Genomic DNA, 20269 nt, shown 5'->3' on the forward strand with positions numbered 1-20269 from the left:
CCGGCGGCGAAGCCGGCCCCGGCACGGCCGGCCGCCGACGCCGCGGGCGCCGCACCGGGGCCGGCCGCCGGGACCGCCGTGCCGGGGCCGGCCGCGGACGCCGTGCCGGGGCCGCCCGCCCCCGGCGACGGAACCGGCACGAACACCGCCGGCGGCGCCCCCGGCAGCCCCACCATCCCCATCCAGGTCAACGCCCTGCAGGCGATGTGCCGCCAGGTCTTCGGCTTCCGCCTGGCCATGATCGCCCTGGCGGCCCCCGCCGCCCTCCTCAACGCCACCCCGGGCCTGGCCACCCGCCTGGTCGGCGCCGCGGTGGTGGTCACCTTCATGGGCTCCTACGTCCTCTTCCGGGACTGGGAGCGCTTCGGCCCCCTCCTCCTGCGCCACCCCACCCTCCTGGCGGTGGACACCCTCTTCGGCGCCCTCCTCCTCATCGCGGCGGGCCCGGACACCACCCTCGCCTACGTCAGCGTCTGCACCCCCCTCCTCGCCGGCATCGTCTACGGCTGGCGCGGAGCCGCCTGCTTCGCCTCCCTCCAGGGCCTGATCCTGCTCCTCGTCCACGCCACCCTGGAGGACCAGCACCGGCAGCCGGGCCTCGCGCAGTCCCTGCTCCTGCCCGGGCTGTGCGTCATCGCCGGCGCGGTGGGCTCCAGCCTCCGCAACCTGATGCTCCGCTTCGGCGCCGCCACCCAGGCCCTGACCACGGTCCAGTCCCGCCTGGCCGTCACGGAGGCGGTCGGCGCCGAACGCGCCCGGCTGGCCCGCGAGATGCACGACTCGGTCGCCAAGACCCTGCACGGCGTGGCCCTGGCCGCGGACGGCCTGGCGGGCTCGGCGGGCGCGGACCGCATGGACCCGGCCCTGGTCAAACAGCAAGCGGAACTGGTGGCCCGGTCGGTCCGCCGCGCGGCCGCGGAGGCCCGCGAACTTCTGGCGGACCTGCGCCGCGAGTCGGACCCGGACCACGGCACCGACGTACTGGTCGAACTGGCCGCCCGCACCCGCGACTTCAGCGCCCGCACCGGCCTGGCGGCCACCTACCGCCCCACGGGCGACCACGCGGTCCCGCCCGTCCCGCCGGCGGTGGCCCGCCAACTCCTGACGATCGCCTCGGAGGCGATGGAGAACGCCCACCGCCACGCCTGCGCCACCCACGTCGACGTCCGCGCGGGGGTCCACGGCGACCTGCTGCGCATCAGCGTCCACGACGACGGCCGCGGTCTCCCTCCCGGCACCACCCTCGAACAGCTCCGCCGGGCCGGCCACTTCGGCCTGGTCGGCATGGTCGAGCGCGCGGCCTCGGTGGGCGCCCGCATCCGCATAGGCCGCGGCGGCCACCCCAAGGGCACCGAGGTCCGCCTGGAACTGCCGCTGGCGGCCCTGACGGCCCCGCCCCCCGCGTGAAGCGCGGCGCAGCACCCGTCCCCCACCCCACGAGAGGAGGCAGCCCGATGCCGGACCGGACGACGACCCCCCACCCCGGCCCCCCGCAGCCGCCCCCGGACCCGTTCGAGCACGTCCCGCCCCCGGCCCCCCTGCGGGTCGTCGTGGCCGACGACAACCCGGTGGTCCGCGCCGGCCTCACCGCCCTGCTGTCCGGCCGCGCGGACATCACGGTCGTCGCGGAGGCCGCCGACGGCCGCCAGGCCTACGAGGCCGCCCACCACCACCGCCCCGACGTCGTCCTGCTGGACGTCCGCATGCCGGGCGTGGACGGCATCTCGGCGCTCCCGTACCTCGTGCGGATCGCCCCGGTCGTGATGCTGACGTACAGCAGGGAGTCGGAGATCGTCCAGGAGGCCCTGCGCAGGGGAGCGGGCGGCTACCTCGTCCACGGCGAGTTCACCGCCGACCAACTGGTCACGGCCGTGCGGGACATCAAGGAGGGCAGGGCCCACTTCACCCCGACGGCGGCGGGGGCCCTCCTGGCCCAACTCCGCCAGGGAACGGGCCCGAGCGGCCCCCCGCTCCCGGACGGCCTGGGGCAGACGAATGCGACTGCACACGATAACTACAGCCCAACGCCCTTACAGCCAAACACTTCTACGGAAAACCTTTCGCAACTGCAACCGAATGTGAGACAGTCGTCGGGATGGCCGGGCGGCCGCCCGGCCGCCCACGACAGGTCACGGTTCCAGCTGAGCACGAGGGAGGCGGAGATCATGGACCTCATCGCGTCCGGCATGACCAACCAGCAGATCGCCGCCACCTGCTTCATCAGCGAGAAGACGGTCAAGAACCACATCAACCGCATCTTCGCCAAGCTCCACAGCACCAGCCGCTCCGAGGCCGCCGCCAAGTGGCTCGGCACGGCCCCGGACCCACACCGGGGACTGGGGTGACACGCGATGACGTTCCGGAGGAGTGAGACACCGCCCTGGGCCCGCGAATGGGCCCGGGAATGGGCCCTGGGGCCCTCCGGGGAGCGAGGAGTTCCGCCGTACGGTTCCGGAGTCGGAAGCGGCACCGGTCAAGCAACACCCGGAGGGGAACACCATGAGCGACCTGATGCTGAAGACTGCCGTTGCCACCAAGGTCCGCGTGAACGGCTGGAAGAACACCACGGTCGAGGCGGTTCAGCGCCGCGCCGGCGACCGCGGGCAGACCGCGGTGGAGTACCTGGGCATCATCGCGGTGGTCGTGGCGATCGTGCTGGCGATCACGGGCACGGACATCGGGCAGACGATCCTCGACAAGATCAAGGCACAGGTCGCCAAGGTCGCTCCTTGATGCGACCGCGCAAGTACGGCGACGCAGGGCAGGCCTTCCCCATCTACATCACGGTGGTGGGGGGCCTGCTCTTCCTCGCGTTCGCGTACTTCGCGGTCGGCCAGGCCGCGGCGAATCGGAACGGCGCCCAGACGGCCGCTGACGCGGCGGCCCTCGCGGCGGCCCAGGACACCCGGGACAAGCTGGCGGGCGAGTGGGTGGAGAACGTGCTCGACCCGGCCAAGTGGCAGGACATCTTCGACGGGGACGTGCAGTTGACGCCCGGCGCCTGTGCGCGGGCGACTCAGCTCGCCGCGCAGAACGACGCCGAGGTGCGGAGCTGCAATCCGGACGGACTGCTGGGGTGGACGGTCGAGGTCGAGACGAACAAGTCCGTCGGAGACTCCATCGTGCCCGACACGGAGAACCAGAGGGCGAACGCCTTCGCCACCGCAGTGGTAGAACCTCGGTGCACATTTCCGCCCCCCGCCGAGGACGCGGAGAACGACGTACTGCCCAGGCTCTCCTGCGAGGGCGAGGAATGGGACTTGGATCCGAAAGACCTCACTGATCTCCCGGAACCCAAGGACCTCTTCGATGTGCATCTGGCCGACCCACAAGCGAACGACGAGTGATGAAGGAAGCAGAGAGATGAGCATTCGGTTCACTGCCAAGGCCCGCAGGGGGATGGTTGCGTTGACTGCGGCAGCCGGCCTGGTCCTGGGTGTGGCCGGCTGCGGTGGAGGCGGTGATGACGAGAAGCCGGACACATCGGCATCCGCCACGAAGGACGATGGGTCCGAGCCGAGTGCTCAGGAGGGGCAGGCAGAAGAGCCGTTGGCCGAACTGAAGGGACCCCAGAGCCTTTTCCTTCAGATCACTTCCGCCAAGCGGGATTCAGGCGGGTTCGTGACAGTGAACGGCACCCTGAAGAACGACGGTTCGGAAACAGTGGTCGTTCCCTCCAACTTGAGTGGCAACGAGACCGAGATCATCAAGAACGGGAGTTCTCTCGGTGGTGCCACGCTTGTGGACCCCAAGGGGAAGAAGCGCTATTACGTCCTGCGTGACACGGACGGTCGCCCCCTGACCACTATCGGTCTGCCTACCCTGAAGGCCGGTGAATCCGTTCCGGTCTTCATGCAGTTCCCGGCCCCGCCGGCCAGTACGACCGAAGTCGGTTTCCAACTGCCGGGCTTCCCCACTGCCACCATCACGATCTCCGGGTGAGGCCAACATGACCGTCACCCACACCCCACTCCGAGCGGGCACCCCCCGCCTCGCCCTCACCCTGACCGCCGCCACCGTCATGGTCGCCACGAACGTCTTCGGCGCGGTGGCTTACGCCGACGACGGCCCCAGCGTCCCTCCGGGCACCGAGGCGACGGCCTCCGCGCCCGTGGAGGTGGACGCCAACGACCCGGACCTGAAGCTTCCGGACGGCGCCACCCTCGCCGAACCCAAGGTCCTCGACATCAAGTCGGTCGTGGAGGACGAGAGCGGTGACGAGCGCCGCGAGGACACCAACTCGGACGTGAAGTTCGCGCTCCAGGCCGAGGTGCTGTTCGGCAAGGACAGCGCCAAGCTCAGTGCCGCGGCGAGGGCGCGCATCGAGGGGATCGCCGAGGAGATCAAGACGCAGAACGCGACGCAGGTCCGCGTCTTCGGCTTCACCGACGACCTCGGCTCCTCCGCTCACGGCGACGTCCTGTCCAAGCAGCGCGCCAACGCCGTCCAGGAGGTCCTGGACCAGCAGCTGAACGACTCCAACATCACCTACGAGGTGCGCGGCTACGGCGAGCAGTACCCGATCGCCGACAACTCGACGGAGGCCGGCCGCAAGAAGAACCGCCGGGTGGAGGTCTCCTTCCCCCGCACGGAGAGCTGACGCACGTCCGGAATCCGTGCCGGAGCCGAGGGGCCCGTCCCGCGCCGTTGCCGACAGGTACGGGCCCCGCTTCCCGGCCGGCTCGCCGGCGGACGGCCCTACAGCAGGTGGTCCGCCTTCCCCGCCTTGATGTCCTGGATGAGGGCACGGAGGGCCTCCCGGCTGTCGGTGAGGTACCGGTCCTCCTGTCCGGCGACGGCGATGTAGGCGTTGCCCTCGCCGTCGGTGCCTATGCGGAAGCAGTTGTTGCCCTCACCGCAGAAGGGCTCTTCCCAGTCGATGCCGGTCATGACGACTCCCTCAGAGTTCGCGGGCGACGTTGCGGATGAGGTCGCGCGAGGCAGCCGGGGGCAACGCCGCGTTGTCCATCCAGTCCAAGTGGGCACGGTACTTGGTGAGCTGCGCCTCCGCTCCGGTGAATTCCGGCCCGTGTGCGGAGTCCAACTGGACGGTGTCGAGCTGGGGCACGGCCCCGTCGGCGTACAGCAGCGCGTGCCCGGCCCCGGGAAAGCCGCCCACGCTCATCGGGACGACCCGTACGTCGATGGTGTCCCGCTCGGACTGCGTGGTCAGGTGGTCCAGTTGCTGTCGGAGCACTTCGCTGCCGCCGTACGGCATGCGCAGGGCGGCTTCGTGGACGTAGGCCATGTACGGAAGCGGCTCGGCTCGTTCGAAGACCTGCTGGCGCTCCATGCGATGGGCCACCCGTAGTTCGATCTCGAGCCGGCTCAACGCCGGGAGCACGGCGGCGAAGACCGCGCGGGCGTACTCCTCCGTCTGCAGCAGCCCCGGCACGTGCATGACCTGCGCGGTCCGTACGCGCGTCGCGTGCCATTCCAACTCGGCGATGTCGAGCAGTCCGGCAGGCAGGGTGCCCCGGTAGTGCTCCCACCACCCGCGCCCCCTGTCCTCGGCCATGGCGACCAGTGCGTCGACGTAACTTCCGTCCGCGCAGGCGTAGTTGCAGGCGAGGGTGCGGATGCGGTCGGGTGAGAACGGGCGGATCCCGGATTCCATGTTGGACAGCCGGGTCCGGTCGATGCCGAGCAGCCCGGCGGCGTACTCCGTGGTGGCGCCCGCCGCGAGACGCATCTTGCGCAACTCGGCACCCAGTCGCTTCTGCCGCTCCGTCGGCGTGCTTCTCGTCGCCATGCCGCCCCTTCCCGCGCCGTGGTGCACCCCAGTCTGCCGTTGCACGACGTCCGGGGTCCATCACCGTGAGGGGTAATTGTCCCCGAATGAATGGACACTGTGACTCCTTTGCTCTTACGGTCGGCGACAGGTCGACTACGACCCTCCGCGTTCCGGAAGCGCATCACGCGTGCCCGCCCGCACTCTCCTGCCCTGGGAGGGGGGGCCGCGTCAGGGAGACGGGCCACCGGTGCGGAGATTCAGCCCACCCGCGGAACAACGGAGTTGCCGTGCCCGGAATCATGGTCCCGTCCTGCCCGATCCCCACTCCCACGGACCTGCCGCCCGCCCCACCGACCCCCGAGACCCTCGCCTACAGCCTCACGCTCCCTGCCGCGCCGCGAACCCCGGCGGTCGCCCGTGCCGCCACGCGGACGATCCTGCGGACCCACGCCCTCGACGACGTGACGGACGCGGCGGTGCAGGTGGTGAGCGAACTGGTCTCCTGCGCCTGCCGCCTGGCACCCGTCGCGGAGGTGTACCTGTCGCTGCGCTACCGGGACGGTGCCCTCCGCGTGGTCCTCTACGACGGCCACCCCCGCCACACCCACCCCCGTCTGGCCGCTGCCTGCGACGCCCGCCGCCGCGCCGTGCTGCGCGTACTGGCCTGCGTGGTGAAGGCCTGCGACGGGGACTGGGGCTTCGGCGACGCACGCGAACCGGGCGGCGGCACGCGGATGTGGGCGGTGCTGCCGAGGCGGGGCGCCGCGGCCTACCTGGACGCGGAGCCGTAGAGCGGGCGCGGGACCCGTTTGGGTGCCGATTTGGGCCCGCGGGCCCATGCCGCCCCACCGGCCCCTTCCTACCCTCGGCCGTGTCGTGGACAGGCCTTCACGCGGAGCGAGTCGAGGGGGAGCGGGCAATGGCCTCGATCGGGGGAGCAGGGGGAGCGGGAGAAGCGGGCGGAATACCCGGATCCGGGGCCGCGTGGTTCCCGGAGCACGGCCGGCGCCGGGACCTGCCCGGCCCGCTCCGCGCGGCGCTGGTCCTCGTCCACGCCCTCTTCCTGATCACGGTCGTCGGCGGCCTCGGTCTCCTGCTCACCGCCTCCTCGTACGACGCCCTCGACGGCGGCGTTCTCGCCCTGACCGCCTACGGAGCCGCCCCCGGCGTCCTCGGCTGGTGGCTGGCCCGGCGGAGCCGGGAGGGCGGAAGCCGGACCTGGGCCGGTCTGATCGCCGTACAGGCATGGCTGGTCCTCGGGGCGGTCGACAACATCGTCCAGGGCTCGTCCCGGGGCTGCGTCCAGCTCTTCCTGCCCGTCCTGATCCTGTACTTCCTGACCCGCCCGGACAGCCGCGCCTGGTACCGCCTCCCCGAGCCGGACCGCCGGGAACGCCGCCCCTTCTCCCTGGCCCGCATGATCCGCCGGCGCCGGGACGAGGGCCAGACGGCGGTGGAGTACGCGGGCCTGGTCGCGGTGGTGGCGGCGATCATCGCCGCCCTGGTCGTCAGCGGCCTGGGCACGCGGATCCACGCCGGCGTCCAGGCGCAGGTCTGCAAGGTCACCGGCATGGGCTGCGCCGCCCCGGCGGGCGACGGCACGGACGTGACGGCGGGCGACGGCCCGAAGACCGATCCCGGCTCCGGCCCCGGCTCCGGCAGTGACGGTGATGACGGTGATGGCGGCGACAAGACGGAAGCCGGCGACGGCGACGCCCCGAAGACGGACGACGGCTGCTTCTCCGGCTTCGGCGCCTTCCTCGGCTGCGCCGGGGACCAGGTCGAACAGGTCGGTGAGGGCCTCTTCGTCGACGGCATCGGCGGTGACCTCAAGGGCGTCTGGGACACGGTCTCCAGCCCCCTGGACACGCTGGAGGGCCTGAAGGACTACGGCGGCACGATCGCCGACCAGTGGTCCGAGGGCACCAGGGAAGCGGGCGACAAGTGGGCCAGGGGCGACTACCTGGACGCGCTCACCGACTGGGGCGGCGCGACCGTCGACTCGGGCGTGAAGATCCTCGACGACATGTTCGTCGGGGACGAGGTCCGCGACCACTGGGACAAGGGCGACAAGACCCGGGCCGCCACCACGGTCGTCTGGAACGTCGGCTCCCTCTTCATCCCCGGCTACGGCGAGGCCAAGGTCGCCGGGAAGCTGGGCAAGCTCGGGAAACTCGGCGCACTGGGCAAGCTCACCGACGAGGCGGCCGAGGCGGCGGAGCGGGCCCGGAAGGCGGCCGGGACGGGGGACGTCGAGGGCGCCCGGAAGGCGGCCCGGGAGGCCGACGAGGCGGCCGACGAAGCCGAGCGCAAGGCCCGCGAGTCCGGCTGCACGATCGCGGCACCGGCCCGCCGGGCCCCGTACGGAGGCGGCCCGCACCTGGGCGGCCCCGGCACCGGCACCACGGTCCTGGCCCTCACCGCCGCCACCTCCCCGTACGTCGTCCTGGCCGACGACGGCTGCGACGAGGAGGCCCGCGAACAGGCGAAGCAGGCCCGCGAGCAGGCCGAGGCGGCCGGGAAGGCGGCGGACGAGGCCGGGAAGAAGGCGGACGGGGCGCACGGCGGCAAGCCGGCCAACGAGTGGCGGGCGAGGGACGACATCGCCGGTCCGGCGCGCGGGAAGACCCTGAAGTTCCCCAACAAGCGGCACACCGTCAGCGGATCGGCGGGCGGCCAGGTCAAGGAGCGCAACACCGTGATCCTCAGAGGGAACGAGGACCTGGTCCGCGCCGACATCGAGGGAATCGCGAACGGCCGTGCCACCCTGTCGCCGGACGGGAACACGTACGAGATCAACGGCCGGACGTACGAGGTGGAGGGCAACGGGACGGTCTTCCCCAAGTCCGGTCCGGGACTCGTCGAGATGGACCGCATCGAGTACGCCGCCCTGAAGGAGATCGCGCGGAACAAGGGCGACATCGGCAAGTCGCAGCAATTGCAGCGCGATCCCAAATTCGTCGACAATCCGGCGAAGGTGCAGAAGGCCAAGCAGATCTACGACGGGACGTACAAGTGATCGGGAACCTCTTCACCGTCGCGGAATGGGACGCGGGAAGGCTCCGGCGCGTTCTCGCGGACCTGCTGGCGGTCCCGGACGAGGAGGTCGACGTGGCCGACGCGGACGCGGACCAGGAGGGGCGGCGGTGGGAAGCCCCCGTGCTCTGCACGTACCGCCGGCTGCCGCCGGGCGACCTGGCGCTCGAACTGGACGTCACGGTCGGGGAACGGGCCGCGGGCGGTCTCACGGAGAAAGGCCTCGCCCACGGCATCGCGGCCGGGGCGGGGGGACCCGTGCTCTACCCCTCGGACCTCGGCCTGCCCAGTGCCTACTGGATCGCGGTGCCGGACGGACGTGCGGTCAGGTGCCGGCTGGAGGCGGTGGAGACCGGCGAGGACACCGCCTACCGGGTGGACGCCGTGGAGGAACCGGTGGCCGACCTGCCCGGTGCGCACGTGGGCCCGCTTCCGGAGGTCCTCGACCGGCAGCCCGTCGCCACGCCCCTCTCCGACGCCTTCCTCGCCGGCCGCCCGACGGGGCCGGCGGCGAGCGTCGAGGGCCGCCTCCACCACCACCTGCGCGTGTGGGAACGGCTGGCCCGCCGCATGGAGTCCGGATGGAGCCCGTCGGGCCGGTACCGGGAGGACCTGTTCCGGCGCGATCTGGAAGCCCGGGACGAGCTGGCGCGCCTGGCCCGCGAGGCCGGCGGCACCTGCGCCGACGCCCTGCGCTCCGTGGTCGGCCCGCTGGACCGCGTCGTCCTGGAGCACACCGAGCCCGAAGAGGGGGACGCCGCGGCCCGCGCGGACGACCGGCCCGGCCGGGACGAGAACGCGGAGGGCTGGTGGTGGCACCGGCGGCCCCGGCGGATCCCCTGGTGAGGGCCGGCACGGTGCTCGAGGGGCGCGCGGCGCCCGTGCCACGGGACCACCTGCCGCCCGCCGCGGTGCGTGGATTCCCCCGCCCCGGGACGGCCTGACCCGCCACAGGCCCCGGCGCGGCGGCCCCGGCCCCACGCGCCCGCCGGCGGCCCGGGAAACCGCCGGCCGGGGCGCCCTACTCCGCGGCGGCGACCTCCACCCGCCCCCCGGCCCGCACCCCCCACCCGGCCATCGCCCCGGCCTGCGCCTCCAGCACGTGCCGTGACCGGATCCGCGGCAGCCCGAGCCGGCCCGGCCGCATGGTGCGCACGGCGACGACCCGCAGCCGGCGGTCGAGGTACGCCACGTCGATGGGGAACCGCATCCGGAAGGTGTGCACGCCGCCGGCCGGCGACAGCAGGATCGCCCCGTCGACCGAGTCCCGCCCCAGCAGTCCCCTGGTGCGGGCCCGGTAGGAGGTCGCGATCTCCAGCGGCACCCGGACGGGCGGGGCCCCGCCGTCCCCGTGCACGACCAGCGTCCCCCGCCCGTCCCGCCAGCGCCGCCCCATACCGAGGCCACCTCCCTGCCCGTCACCCGCCGTAGGGCCGACTGCCCGGACCGAACGTATCCGCGGGGAAGTGGGTCCCGCATGGGTCCACGGGCCCATGCGCGACGGGACACGGCGGCATACGGTCCCGGAGTGCTGTTCCTCCTGACGACCGCGGCGGCCCTGTGGGGCGCGGGCACCGGCCTCCTGCTGCCCCGCGCCGCCCACCGCCTCTCGGTCCACCCCGGGCGACCGTGGAACGACCGCTGCCCCGGCGGCCACGCGATCACCGGCGCCTTCGCCGGCTGGCTCGGCCGGGCCCGCTGCCCGCACACCGGCACCGCACCACGGCCCTGCGGACCCTACGGCCCCGGCACCCCGGCCGTCGCGACGCTGACGGCCCTGATCTGCGCGGCCCTCGCCGCGGCGGCCGGTCCCCGCCCCGAGACGGCCGTCTGGCTCCTCGCCACCCCCGCAGCGGTCCTCCTGGCCCTCGTCGACCGCCGGGTGCACCGCCTCCCCGACGTCCTCACCCTCCCCCTCGCCGCCGCGCTCGCCGTCCTGCTGGCCCTGGCGTCCGCCCTCCCCGCCGCCGCGGGCTCCTGGCCGAGGAGCCTGCTGGGCGGCCTCGCCCTGGCCGGCGGCTACTTCCTCCTCTTCCTCGTCAACCCGTCCGGCATGGGCTTCGGCGACGTCAAACTGGCCCTGTCCCTGGGGCTGGCCCTCGGCTGGTACGGCTGGCAGCCCCTGCTGACCGGCGCCTTCGCCGGCATCCTCTACGGCGCCCTGTACGGGCTGGCCCTCGTCGCCCTGCGCCGGGCGAACCGCAGGTCCGCCATCCCCCTGGGGCCCTTCATGATGGGCGGGGCGTTCACCGGCCTGGTGCTGGGAGCGGCGACGGCGACGTGACCCCCGCCCGGCGCCGTGCGGACCGGCCGGGACCACCGGACGGACGCCGGCGGGTACGGACATCCGGACAACCCCGACACCGTGGAGATCGTTCCCCATGCCTCACCACCACCTCCGCTCCTTCGAGGACCTCGTGACCGAGGGCGCCTCCGTGCCCACCGAAGGCTGGGACTTCTCCTGGTTCGAGGGCCGGGCCACCGAGGCGCGGCCCTCCTGGGGGTACGCGCGGACGATGGCCGGGCGGCTGGGCGGCGCCGCGGCCGTGCTCGACCTCCAGACCGGGGGAGGGGAGGTGCTGGACTCCGCCCTCGGCCGAGCCCCGCGACCGCCCCGGCTCACCGTCGCCACCGAGGGCTGGCCGCCCAACGCCGCCAGGGCCACCGCCCTGCTCCGTCCGCGCGGCGTGGCCGTCGTCGCCGTGCCCGAGGACGCGGCCCTGCCCTTCGCGGACGGCGCCTTCGACCTCGTCGTCAGCCGCCACCCCGTCCGGCCGCAGTGGGCGGAGATCGCCCGGGTCCTGGAGCCGGGCGGCACGTACTTCGCCCAGCACGTGGGACCCGCCAGCGCCTTCGAACTCGTCGAGTTCTTCCTCGGGCCCCAGCCGGACGGCGCCCGCGGCGACCGGCATCCCGAACGGGAACGGGCCGACGCCGAGGCCGCCGGGCTGGAGGTCGTCGATCTGCGCGCGGAACGGCTGCGCATGGAGTTCCACGACATCGGGGCCGTCGTGCACTTCCTGCGCAAGGTGGTCTGGATGGTGCCCGGCTTCACCGTGGAGGCGTACGAGTCCCGGCTCCGCGCCCTGCACGAGCGGATCCGGAACGAGGGGCCTTTCGTCGCCCACAGCGCCCGCCAGCTCATCGAGGCCCGCAGACCCCGCCCGTGACGCTCCCGCGCGTCCCCGTCCTCCTCGCACGCGCCGTCACACGGCGGCCGCCGGGCCGGACGGGACCGGATCCCGTTTCCCGGAGCGCCCGGGCGCGGCTCGCCATGTGACGGTACGACGGGTACGGCGGGTGACGGGAGCGCCGCAGGATTCTCACGGGGTTTCCACATCGTTATGCCGACGGTTGGATTCCGCGACCGCGCCTGACGTAAGTTCAGACCAAGGTAATTCGCGTAAGTGAAGCTGCGCGGGCGGTACCGCGCAGTGGAGGGGACTGCGCGGTGCCGCCTCCTCGAACCGCCCCGGTCGGCGCGGGCCGCGGGCGCACGGGCCGGGCGAGGGGCCACCGGAGACCGAGCGGGCGCCCGCCGCCGGGACCGCCCGGGGGAAGGGCGCCTCCCCCGGAACGTGCCGAAGCCCCGGAGGCCCGCCGCGCTCCGGCCGCGGGGCCGCCGCGAACGGCGGCTTCCGCGACGAGCGGCGCGTCGCCGGGCGACTCCGGAGAGTAGTTGTGGCGTGCCGATGCACGCAGCATCACTTACGAAGGGTTATGGTGGAAGCCCCCCCTCGGGCCGGTCCGTCTCCCCCCCCCCCACGGACCGGCCCGTTTTTTCGTCTCCCCTCGCGCGCCCTTCCCGCGTCCTTCCCGCGCCCTTCTCGCCCCCCTTCACCGCGCCCCTCACCGGCTCCTCCCGGTCCCCCTCCCGCGCCCTCCCCGCCCTCCGGTCGCGCCCCTTTCCGCGCCGGCCACCCCCGTCCGCCCCGCCGGTCACCCCGTCCGCCCCGCCGGCGGACCCCCTTCACCCCTCCGGCGGACACGGCAGCGGCGGACCCCCGGCCGGCCAACACCGGCACCGGGAACGGGAACCCGCGGAACCACCCGGAACCCGGGGCCCCCGCCACAGGCCACCCCCGCCCCCGGCCCGCCCCCCGCAGCGGTAGGCTTCGCCCCCGGGGACCGCCATCCGGACAGGGACCGCCCTCGGCCGAATCCGACGGCCGGGCCCGTCGCGCCTGTCCGATCCGTACGGAGGGGCTGACAATCTCGTGAACCTGCGCGACAAGCTGCGCGGCCTGCTGGTCAGGCTGTACGCGCGCCGGGTGGAGGGCCACCTGGACCACGCTCAGGTGCCCAAGCACATCGGCGTCATCATGGACGGCAACCGGCGCTGGGCGAAGGCCGCCGGTTCCACCACCGCACAGGGCCACCGGGCCGGCGCTGACAAGATCGAGGAGTTCCTCGGCTGGTGCAGCGAGACGGACGTCCAGGTCGTCACCCTCTGGCTGCTGTCCACGGACAACTTCGAACGGCCGCAGGAGGAACTGGTCCCGCTGCTCGGGATCATCGAGGACGTCGTCCGCACCCTCGCCGCCGACGGCCGCTGGCGCGTGCACCACGTCGGCACCATGGACCTGCTGCCGTCCGGGATGCAGCGCACCCTCAAGGAGGCCGAGGAGGCCACCGCGCACATCGACGGGATACTCGTCAACGTCGCCATCGGCTACGGCGGCCGCCAGGAGATCGCCGACGCCGTCCGCTCGATGCTCCTCGACGCCGCGGCCAAGGGCACCTCCCTCGACGAGCTCGCCGAGGCCGTCGACGTCGAGATGATCGGGCGCCACCTGTACACCGGCGACCAGCCCGACCCGGACCTCGTCATCCGGACCAGCGGCGAGCAGCGGCTGTCCGGATTCATGCTATGGCAGACCGCCCACTCGGAGTACTACTTCTGCGAGGTCTTCTGGCCGGCCTTCCGCAAGGTCGACTTCCTGCGCGCCCTGCGTGACTACGCGGCCCGGCACCGCCGTTACGGCGGCTGACCCGCCGGCACGGGCATCGCCCTGCCCCGGCCCACGAGGGACGTAACGAGGAGTTCACCGGACCGCCGTCATATGCCCTGGCATGGCCGCGCCTGTTCGAGGGCATAACGCAGACAGGTCGACGCCCGAACCACGGGCGTCGGATCTCAGCGGGCGGCTCGGGGCCGTCCGCCCGGGAGGCCCTTTGCACCAGCCCGACCGTGCGGTCACGGCACGGAAGCAGACGCGGAGGGCCGGTTCTCGGCCCGCGCGCGTGCAGGGCGGCCGACGACCGGTCCAGCTCCTTCCCGTCGCTCCCCGACCTCATCCGAGGGGGTACGTCCTTCCGTGGTGACCAGCACAAAGCGCCACAAGCCAGACCGGCGCACCTATGTTCTCGACACCAGCGTCCTGCTGGCCGACCCGAACGCCCTGAGCCGCTTCGACGAGCACGAGGTCGTGCTCCCCATCGTCGTGGTCACGGAGCTGGAGGCCAAGCGGCACCATCCCGAACTCGGCTACTTCGCCCGGCAGGCCCTGCGCCTGCTCGACGACTACCGGATCCGGTACGGCCGCCTCGACGCCCCCATCCCGACCGGGGACCTCGGCGGGACGCTCCGCGTCGAGCTCAACCACTCGGACCCCAGCGTGCTGCCCACCGGCTACCGCCTGGGGGACAACGACTCCCGCATCCTCGCGGTCGCCCGCAACCTGCAGGCCGAGGGGTTCGACGTCACCGTCGTGTCGAAGGACCTGCCGCTCAGGATCAAGGCCTCCTCCGTCGGCCTCCTCGCCGAGGAGTACCGCGCCGAGCTCGCCATCACGGACGCCTCCGGCTGGACCGGGATGTCCGAACTGACCCTGCCCGGCGAGCAGGTGGACATCCTCTTCGAGGAAGGGCGCGTGCACGTGCCCGAGGCCGCCGGGCTGCCCGTGCACACCGGCCTGACCATCCAGTCGGAGCGGGGCAGGGCGCTGGGCCGGGTGACCGCCGACGGCGACGTCCGCCTCGTGCGCGGCGACCGGGAGGCGTTCGGCGTCAAGGGCCGCAGCGCCGAGCAGCGGATCGCGCTCGACCTGCTGCTCGACCCGGACATCGGGATCGTGTCGATGGGCGGCCGGGCCGGCACCGGCAAGTCGGCCCTCGCCCTGTGCGCGGGGCTGGAGGCGGTCCTGGAGCGCCGCCAGCACGAGAAGATCATGGTCTTCCGCCCGCTGTACGCGGTGGGCGGGCAGGAGCTCGGCTACCTGCCCGGCACCGAGGCGGAGAAGATGGGCCCCTGGGCACAGGCGGTCTTCGACACGCTGTCGGCGGTCACCAGCCGCGAGGTCATCGAGGAGGTCACCGCGCGCGGGATGCTGGAGGTCCTGCCGCTCACCCACATCCGCGGCCGCTCCCTGCACGACGCGTTCGTGATCGTGGACGAGGCCCAGTCCCTCGAACGGAACGTCCTGCTCACCGTTCTGTCCCGGATCGGGGCGAATTCGCGGGTCGTCCTGACCCACGACGTGGCGCAGCGGGACAACCTCCGGGTCGGCCGGTACGACGGTGTCGTCGCCGTCGTCGAGAAGCTGAAGGGCCATCCGCTCTTCGCGCACGTGACGCTGACGCGGTCCGAAAGGTCCCAGATCGCCGCCCTTGTGACCGAAATGCTGGAGGACGGACAGATCTGAACGGAGCGCCCCGAACGGGGCGGTGATGCCCCGACCGGGGCCGGTCGCGCACTCGTCGGCGCCGTCCGGGAAAGGCGTAGAGCCTAGCCGGGCGGCGCCTTCACGTGTGGCGGTTTCCGGGAAATCCCTGGGCCGAAACCGGGTGTGAGCTTTCACACGCAACTCGGAATTGCCTTGCGGCGTCGGGTTGCGGCAGAGTCTCACTCCTGTCAGGCCCCGCATACGACACACCTGTACCCCCAGCGGTACGGCACCACAAAGCATCAGCGTCAACTGCATAGCGCCGTCGTATGCCGCCCGAGCACCACGCGGCGCTCCCCCCGCGGGAGTTGCCCACCGGGCCCGCGCCTCCCGTGACCCCGTAGTTGGGGAGGCCAGTGCCAGGGGCACGATTGCGTCCGCCAGGGTCACCTAAGCGGGCGATGCTGGAAGGAAACCGTGTGAGCCGGATCTCGGTCCGGGGATTCGCAGTGGCCTCGGCCACGGCGGTCACCGCTGTCGGAAGCGTCGTCGGCGTTGCCTCGGGCAGCACCGCGCAGAACAACGACGCCGAAACGACGGCCGCTGGCACCACGCTGCTCGCGGACATACCCGCGGGACAGCAGGCCCAGGTGCAGACCGCGTCCCTGACGCAGCAGGCCGACGCACAGGCCATCGCAGCGGACGTGAGCGCCAAGAAGGACGCCGAGGAGGCGGCCCGCAAGGCGGCCGCCGAGACCGCCGTCGCGAAGAAGAAAGCCGCCGAGAAGGCGGCCAAGGCGGCCAAGGCGGCCGAGGAAGCCAAGGAGCGCGCCGAGGCCAAGGATGCGGCCAGCCGCGACGCCGCCCGCGAGGCGACCAGCTTCGCCGTCCAGTCCTCGTACACCATCGCGCAGATCCAGGCGATGGCGCGGCAGATGGTGCCGAGCGGCCAGTTCCAGTGCTTCAGCAACATCGTGGACCACGAGTCCAGCTGGAACTACAAGGCGGTCAACCCCTCCTCCGGCGCCTACGGCCTCTTCCAGGCCCTGCCCGGCTCCAAGATGTCCTCCGTCGGCGCCGACTGGCAGACCAACCCGGCCACCCAGATCAAGTGGGGCCTGAACTACATGAACGAGCGCTACGGCAGCCCCTGCGGGGCCTGGTCGTTCTGGCAGGCCAACCACTGGTACTGAGCCGCCCCCGGCCCCTGCGCGACTCCACGCAGCCCCTCACCGTCCTACGGTGGGGGGCTTTCGCCCTGTACGGTCGGATGCGAACGACTCCAGGGGGGAGTGGTGCGCAGCTACGGGGGAAGAGGACGGATCATGTCGCGAGTGCCAGGGTGGCTCGGCCGGCTCGGCGCGGGGCTCACCGAGATGAGCGAACGGTGGAACGAGCGCCGTGCCGCGGCGGAACGGGCGCGGGCCGAGGACGAACCGATGCCGCCGCAGGACCACGTCCCGCCGCCCCCGGACTACGCGCCCGCGGTCCCGGCCCGCCCGGACCCCGTCCAGGCGGTCCCGTGGGGCCTGCGGGTGGCGGCCGAGGCCGGCTGGCGGCTGCTGGTGCTGGCGGGCACGCTGTGGGTGCTGATGCGGGTCATCAGCGCCGTCCGGCTGGTCGTGCTGGCCTTCGCCGCCGCGCTCCTGATCACGGCGCTGCTGCAGCCCACGGTGGCGCGGCTGCGGCGGCACGGGGTGCCGCACGGGCCGGCCACGGCGCTGACGGCCGTCCTCGGCTTCGTCATCATGGGACTGATGGGCTGGTTCGTGACCTGGCAGGTCATGGAGAACATCGACAACCTCTCCGGCCAGGTCCAGGACGGCATCGACGAACTGCGCAACTGGCTGCTGAACAGCCCCTTCCACGTCACGGAAAAACAGATCAACGAGATCGCCACGAACCTGCGCGAGGCGGTCGGCGCCAACACCGACCAGATCACCTCGGCGGGCCTGGAGGGCGTGACGGTCGTGGTGGAGGCCCTGACGGGACTTCTGCTCGCCGTCTTCTCCACGCTGTTCCTGCTCTACGACGGCAAGCGCATCTGGCAGTGGACGCTGCGGCTGGTGCCGGCGGCGGCGCGGCCCGGAGTGGCCGGGGCCGGGCCGCGAGCGTGGCGGACGCTCACGTCGTACGTGCGCGGCACGGTGATCGTGGCGCTGATCGACGCCGTCTTCATCGGCCTCGGCATCTACTTCCTGGACGTGCCGATGGCCGTGCCGCTGGCGGTCTTCATCTTCCTCTTCTCCTTCATCCCCCTGGTCGGCGCTGTGGTCTCCGGCGCGCTCGCGGTGGTGGTGGCCCTCGTCACCCAGGGCGTCTTCACGGCCGTCATGACCCTGGCGGTGGTGCTGGCGGTGCAGCAGATCGAGGGGCACATCCTGCAGCCGTTCATCCTGGGACGCGCGGTGCGGGTCCATCCGCTGGCGGTGGTGCTGTCGGTGAGCGCCGGGGGACTGGTGGCCGGGATCGGCGGGGCGGTGGTCGCCGTACCGCTGGTGGCGGTCACGAACACGGTGGCGACCTACCTGCGGACGTACTCGCGGGAGGCGGCCCTGCGCCAGGCGCCGAGGCCGAGGGGCGCCACGGCGACGGACGCGGCGCCGGGCGCGGAGCCCCCGCCCGCGCCGCCCTCCCCGCCTTCCGCATGAGCCGTGACGACGACCGGGCCCCGGCCACCTGACGGGTGGCCGGGGCCCGGTCGGGCGTGCCGGGAGGTCACTCGGCGAGGACGGCTTCCGCCTCCAGCGTCGTGCCGACCGCCTGGATCACGGAGGCGATCTTGAAGGCCTCCTGGACGGTGTCGCGGTCCAGGCCCGCCTTGCGGAGCACCTGCTCGTGGGAGTCCAGGCACATGCCGCAGCCGTTGATGGCGGAGACCGCGAAGGACCACAGCTCGAAGTCGACCTTGTCGACGCCCGGGTTGCCGATGACGTTCATCCGCAGGCCCGCGCGCAGGGAGCCGTACTCGTGGTCCGACAGCAGGTGGCGGGTGCGGTAGAAGACGTTGTTCATCGCCATGATCGCCGCGGCGGACTTGGCCGCCGTGTACGCCTCCGGCGACAGGTTCGCCTTCGCCTCCGGCTCCAGCTCACGCAGCACGATCGGGGAGCGCGAGGCGATCGCCGTCGCCAGCACGGTGCCCCACAGCCGCTGCGCCGACAGCTCCGAGTTGCCGATGACCGAGCCCAGGTTGAGCTTCAGGTCCTTGGCGTAGTCCGGTATACGGGACTTGAGGGAGTCGAGGGACATGTCCGGTCACTCCCCGGCCAGCAGCTTGACCGGGTCGAGCGTCTCGTCGCCCTTGGTCCAGTTGCACGGGCACAGCTCGTCCGTCTGGAGCGCGTCCAGGACCCGGAGGACCTCCTTCGGGTTACGGCCGACGGAGCCCGCGGTCACCATGGAGAACTGGATCTCGTTGTTCTGGTCCACGATGAAGACCGCGCGCTTGGCGAAGCCCTCCTCGTCCTCGATGCCCAGCGCCCGCATGAGCTCGTGCTTGGAGTCCGCCATCATCGGGAACGGCAGGTCGCGCAGGTCGTCGTGGTCCTTGCGCCAGGCGTGGTGGACGTACTCCGAGTCACCGGAGAAGCCGAGCACCTGCGCGTCGCGGTCGGCGAACTCCTCGTTCAGCTTGCCGAAGGCCGCGATCTCGGTGGGGCACACGAAGGTGAAGTCCTTGGGCCAGGCGAAGATCACCTTCCACTTGCCCTCGTAGGTCTTGTGGTTGATCTTCTCGAACTCCTTGCCCTTCTCCAGAGAGACGCAGGCGGTCAGTTCGAACTCGGGGAACTTGTCACCGACAGTGAGCACTAGCTCTCCTCGCAGCGAAGAAACACCCGTTTTGCAGGCGTTTCCCATGGGTTGGACGGAGTTGATGGTGGCACAGCGCGGATTGATTACGGAAATAGCTACACTCGGTCGGGTTGATCGGAGGTGGTTATCGGTGCCGACGGGGCGGGAGAGGCAGCCCAGTCTCGCCCAGCTGCGGGCCTTCGCCGCGGTCGCCGAGCATCTGCATTTCCGGGACGCCGCCGCCACGATCGGCATGAGCCAGCCGGCCCTGTCCGGCGCCGTCTCGGCCCTGGAGGACGCCCTCGGCGTCACGCTGCTGGAGCGTACGACCCGCAAGGTGCTGCTCTCACCGGCCGGCGAGCGGCTCGCCGAGCGGGCGAAGGCGGTGCTGGCGGAGGTCGGGGCGCTGATGGAGGAGGCCCAGGCGGTGCGGGCGCCGTTCACCGGGGTGCTGCGCCTCGGCGTCATCCCGACCGTGGCGCCGTACCTGCTGCCGACCGTGCTCAACCTCGTCCACGGCCGCTACCCGGACCTCGACCTCCAGGTCCACGAGGAGCAGACCGCCTCGCTGCTGGACGGCCTCGCCCGCGGCCGTCTGGACCTGCTGCTGCTCGCCGTCCCGCTCGGCGTGCCCGGGGTGACCGAACTGCCGCTGTTCGACGAGGACTTCGTGCTCGTCACTCCGCTCGGCCACCCGCTCGGCGGCCGGGAGGGCATCCCGCGCGAGGCCCTGAAGGAGCTCGACCTGCTCCTCCTGGACGAGGGGCACTGCCTGCGCGACCAGGCCCTGGACATCTGCCGGGAGGTCGGCCGGGCGGACGTGCCGGTCAGCACGACCGCCGCCGGGCTCGCCACCCTCGTCCAGCTCGTCGCCGGCGGCCTGGGCTGCACCCTGCTGCCGCGCACCGCCGTCGAGGTGGAGACGAGCCGCAGCGACCGGCTGTGCACCGGCTGCTTCGCCGCCCCCGCCCCGACCCGCCGCATCGCCTTCGCCATGCGGACCGGGTCCGCCCGCGAGGCGGAGTACGAGGAGCTGGCGGCCGCCCTGCGCGAGGCGCTGCGGCCGCTGCCCGTCCGGGTACTGCACGGCGGCGGGTGA

Annotated in this window: 21 protein-coding genes; 16 read left to right on the forward strand and 5 right to left on the reverse strand. The window is 72.5% G+C overall.

The features are described from left to right. Nucleotides 1–204: 204 nt before the first annotated feature. From ABD363_RS20540 to ABD363_RS20565, 6 genes are all read left to right on the forward strand, one after another. Nucleotides 205–1407 carry a sensor histidine kinase gene (locus tag ABD363_RS20540; protein WP_425578009.1) on the forward strand — a complete coding sequence of 401 codons (1203 nt, stop codon included), beginning with the start codon at nucleotides 205–207 and terminating at the stop codon, nucleotides 1405–1407. 47 nt (nucleotides 1408–1454) lie between these two features. Beyond that, entirely contained in the window at nucleotides 1455–2345 is an 891-nt protein-coding gene (locus ABD363_RS20545; RefSeq protein ID WP_344605666.1) for a response regulator, read from the forward strand. A gap of 154 nt (nucleotides 2346–2499) precedes the next feature. Further along, nucleotides 2500–2733, forward strand: coding sequence for a hypothetical protein (locus ABD363_RS20550; RefSeq protein ID WP_344605668.1), 234 nt, complete (start codon nucleotides 2500–2502; stop codon nucleotides 2731–2733). Beyond that, nucleotides 2733–3347, forward strand: a complete 615-nt coding sequence (locus ABD363_RS20555; RefSeq protein WP_344605670.1) for a pilus assembly protein TadG-related protein — start codon at nucleotides 2733–2735, stop codon at nucleotides 3345–3347. Before ABD363_RS20550 ends, ABD363_RS20555 begins: the two co-directional genes overlap by 1 nt. Before the next feature lie 16 nt (nucleotides 3348–3363). Beyond that, entirely contained in the window at nucleotides 3364–3942 is a 579-nt protein-coding gene (locus tag ABD363_RS20560; protein WP_344605673.1) for a hypothetical protein, read from the forward strand. Between the two features lie 7 nt (nucleotides 3943–3949). Next, nucleotides 3950–4600, forward strand: a complete 651-nt coding sequence (locus tag ABD363_RS20565; RefSeq protein ID WP_344605675.1) for an OmpA family protein — start codon at nucleotides 3950–3952, stop codon at nucleotides 4598–4600. Nucleotides 4601–4698: 98 nt separating this feature from the next. Here ABD363_RS20565 and ABD363_RS20570 read toward each other — a convergent pair whose 3' ends face one another. Both ABD363_RS20570 and ABD363_RS20575 read right to left on the reverse strand, forming a co-directional pair. Next, the gene (locus tag ABD363_RS20570; protein ID WP_344605677.1) at nucleotides 4699–4890 is read right to left on the reverse strand and encodes a hypothetical protein; all 192 of its coding nucleotides are present in this window, start codon (nucleotides 4888–4890) and stop codon (nucleotides 4699–4701) included. A gap of 10 nt (nucleotides 4891–4900) precedes the next feature. Further along, a complete protein-coding gene (locus ABD363_RS20575; protein ID WP_344605679.1) occupies nucleotides 4901–5752 on the reverse strand; it encodes a helix-turn-helix domain-containing protein in 852 nt (283 codons plus the stop codon). Between the two features lie 281 nt (nucleotides 5753–6033). On the opposite strand from ABD363_RS20575, the gene ABD363_RS20580 reads away from it, so the two are divergent. The 3 genes from ABD363_RS20580 (at nucleotide 6034) to ABD363_RS20590 (ending at nucleotide 9616) form a co-directional block, all read left to right on the forward strand. Beyond that, the gene (locus ABD363_RS20580; protein ID WP_344605820.1) at nucleotides 6034–6525 is read left to right on the forward strand and encodes an ATP-binding protein; all 492 of its coding nucleotides are present in this window, start codon (nucleotides 6034–6036) and stop codon (nucleotides 6523–6525) included. 128 nt (nucleotides 6526–6653) lie between these two features. After that, nucleotides 6654–8753 carry a hypothetical protein gene (locus tag ABD363_RS20585; RefSeq protein WP_344605681.1) on the forward strand — a complete coding sequence of 700 codons (2100 nt, stop codon included), beginning with the start codon at nucleotides 6654–6656 and terminating at the stop codon, nucleotides 8751–8753. Then, entirely contained in the window at nucleotides 8750–9616 is an 867-nt protein-coding gene (locus ABD363_RS20590; RefSeq protein WP_344605683.1) for a hypothetical protein, read from the forward strand. Before ABD363_RS20585 ends, ABD363_RS20590 begins: the two co-directional genes overlap by 4 nt. 175 nt (nucleotides 9617–9791) lie before the next feature. Here ABD363_RS20590 and ABD363_RS20595 read toward each other — a convergent pair whose 3' ends face one another. After that, nucleotides 9792–10166 carry a DUF192 domain-containing protein gene (locus ABD363_RS20595; protein WP_344605685.1) on the reverse strand — a complete coding sequence of 125 codons (375 nt, stop codon included), beginning with the start codon at nucleotides 10164–10166 and terminating at the stop codon, nucleotides 9792–9794. Nucleotides 10167–10247: 81 nt separating this feature from the next. Between ABD363_RS20595 and ABD363_RS20600 the strand changes: the two genes are divergently transcribed. The 6 genes from ABD363_RS20600 to ABD363_RS20625 all read left to right on the forward strand — a co-directional run bounded on the left by ABD363_RS20600 (nucleotide 10248) and on the right by ABD363_RS20625 (nucleotide 18026). After that, on the forward strand, nucleotides 10248–11054 hold the full coding sequence (locus tag ABD363_RS20600) for a prepilin peptidase (protein WP_425578007.1): 807 nt from the start codon (nucleotides 10248–10250) through the stop codon (nucleotides 11052–11054). A gap of 97 nt (nucleotides 11055–11151) precedes the next feature. After that, nucleotides 11152–11940: a class I SAM-dependent methyltransferase gene (locus ABD363_RS20605; RefSeq protein WP_344605689.1), complete on the forward strand. Its 789-nt coding sequence runs from the start codon at nucleotides 11152–11154 to the stop codon at nucleotides 11938–11940. Nucleotides 11941–12987: 1047 nt separating this feature from the next. Beyond that, complete coding sequence (locus ABD363_RS20610) at nucleotides 12988–13761, forward strand: isoprenyl transferase (RefSeq protein ID WP_344605691.1); 774 nt, start codon at nucleotides 12988–12990, stop codon at nucleotides 13759–13761. 327 nt (nucleotides 13762–14088) lie between these two features. Next, nucleotides 14089–15414, forward strand: a complete 1326-nt coding sequence (phoH2, locus tag ABD363_RS20615; RefSeq protein WP_344605693.1) for an RNA 5'-3' helicase PhoH2 — start codon at nucleotides 14089–14091, stop codon at nucleotides 15412–15414. 440 nt (nucleotides 15415–15854) lie between these two features. Next, a complete protein-coding gene (locus tag ABD363_RS20620; RefSeq protein ID WP_344605695.1) occupies nucleotides 15855–16568 on the forward strand; it encodes an aggregation-promoting factor C-terminal-like domain-containing protein in 714 nt (237 codons plus the stop codon). A 132-nt stretch (nucleotides 16569–16700) separates the two neighbouring features. Then, a complete protein-coding gene (locus ABD363_RS20625; RefSeq protein WP_344605697.1) occupies nucleotides 16701–18026 on the forward strand; it encodes an AI-2E family transporter in 1326 nt (441 codons plus the stop codon). Nucleotides 18027–18093: 67 nt separating this feature from the next. On the opposite strand, the gene ABD363_RS20630 is transcribed toward ABD363_RS20625, so the two are convergent. Together ABD363_RS20630 and ABD363_RS20635 are read right to left on the reverse strand one after the other, a co-directional pair. Continuing rightward, nucleotides 18094–18627: an alkyl hydroperoxide reductase gene (locus ABD363_RS20630; RefSeq protein ID WP_344605699.1), complete on the reverse strand. Its 534-nt coding sequence runs from the start codon at nucleotides 18625–18627 to the stop codon at nucleotides 18094–18096. Nucleotides 18628–18633: 6 nt separating this feature from the next. Then, a complete protein-coding gene (locus ABD363_RS20635; protein WP_344605701.1) occupies nucleotides 18634–19188 on the reverse strand; it encodes a peroxiredoxin in 555 nt (184 codons plus the stop codon). Nucleotides 19189–19321: 133 nt separating this feature from the next. Between ABD363_RS20635 and ABD363_RS20640 the strand changes: the two genes are divergently transcribed. Then, nucleotides 19322–20269 (forward strand): LysR substrate-binding domain-containing protein, encoded by a 948-nt coding sequence (locus ABD363_RS20640; protein ID WP_344605703.1) that lies wholly within the window; start codon nucleotides 19322–19324, stop codon nucleotides 20267–20269.

Origin of the sequence: Streptomyces glaucus (assembly GCF_039533365.1) — a bacterium.
GTDB classification, from domain to species: domain Bacteria; phylum Actinomycetota; class Actinomycetes; order Streptomycetales; family Streptomycetaceae; genus Streptomyces; species Streptomyces glaucus.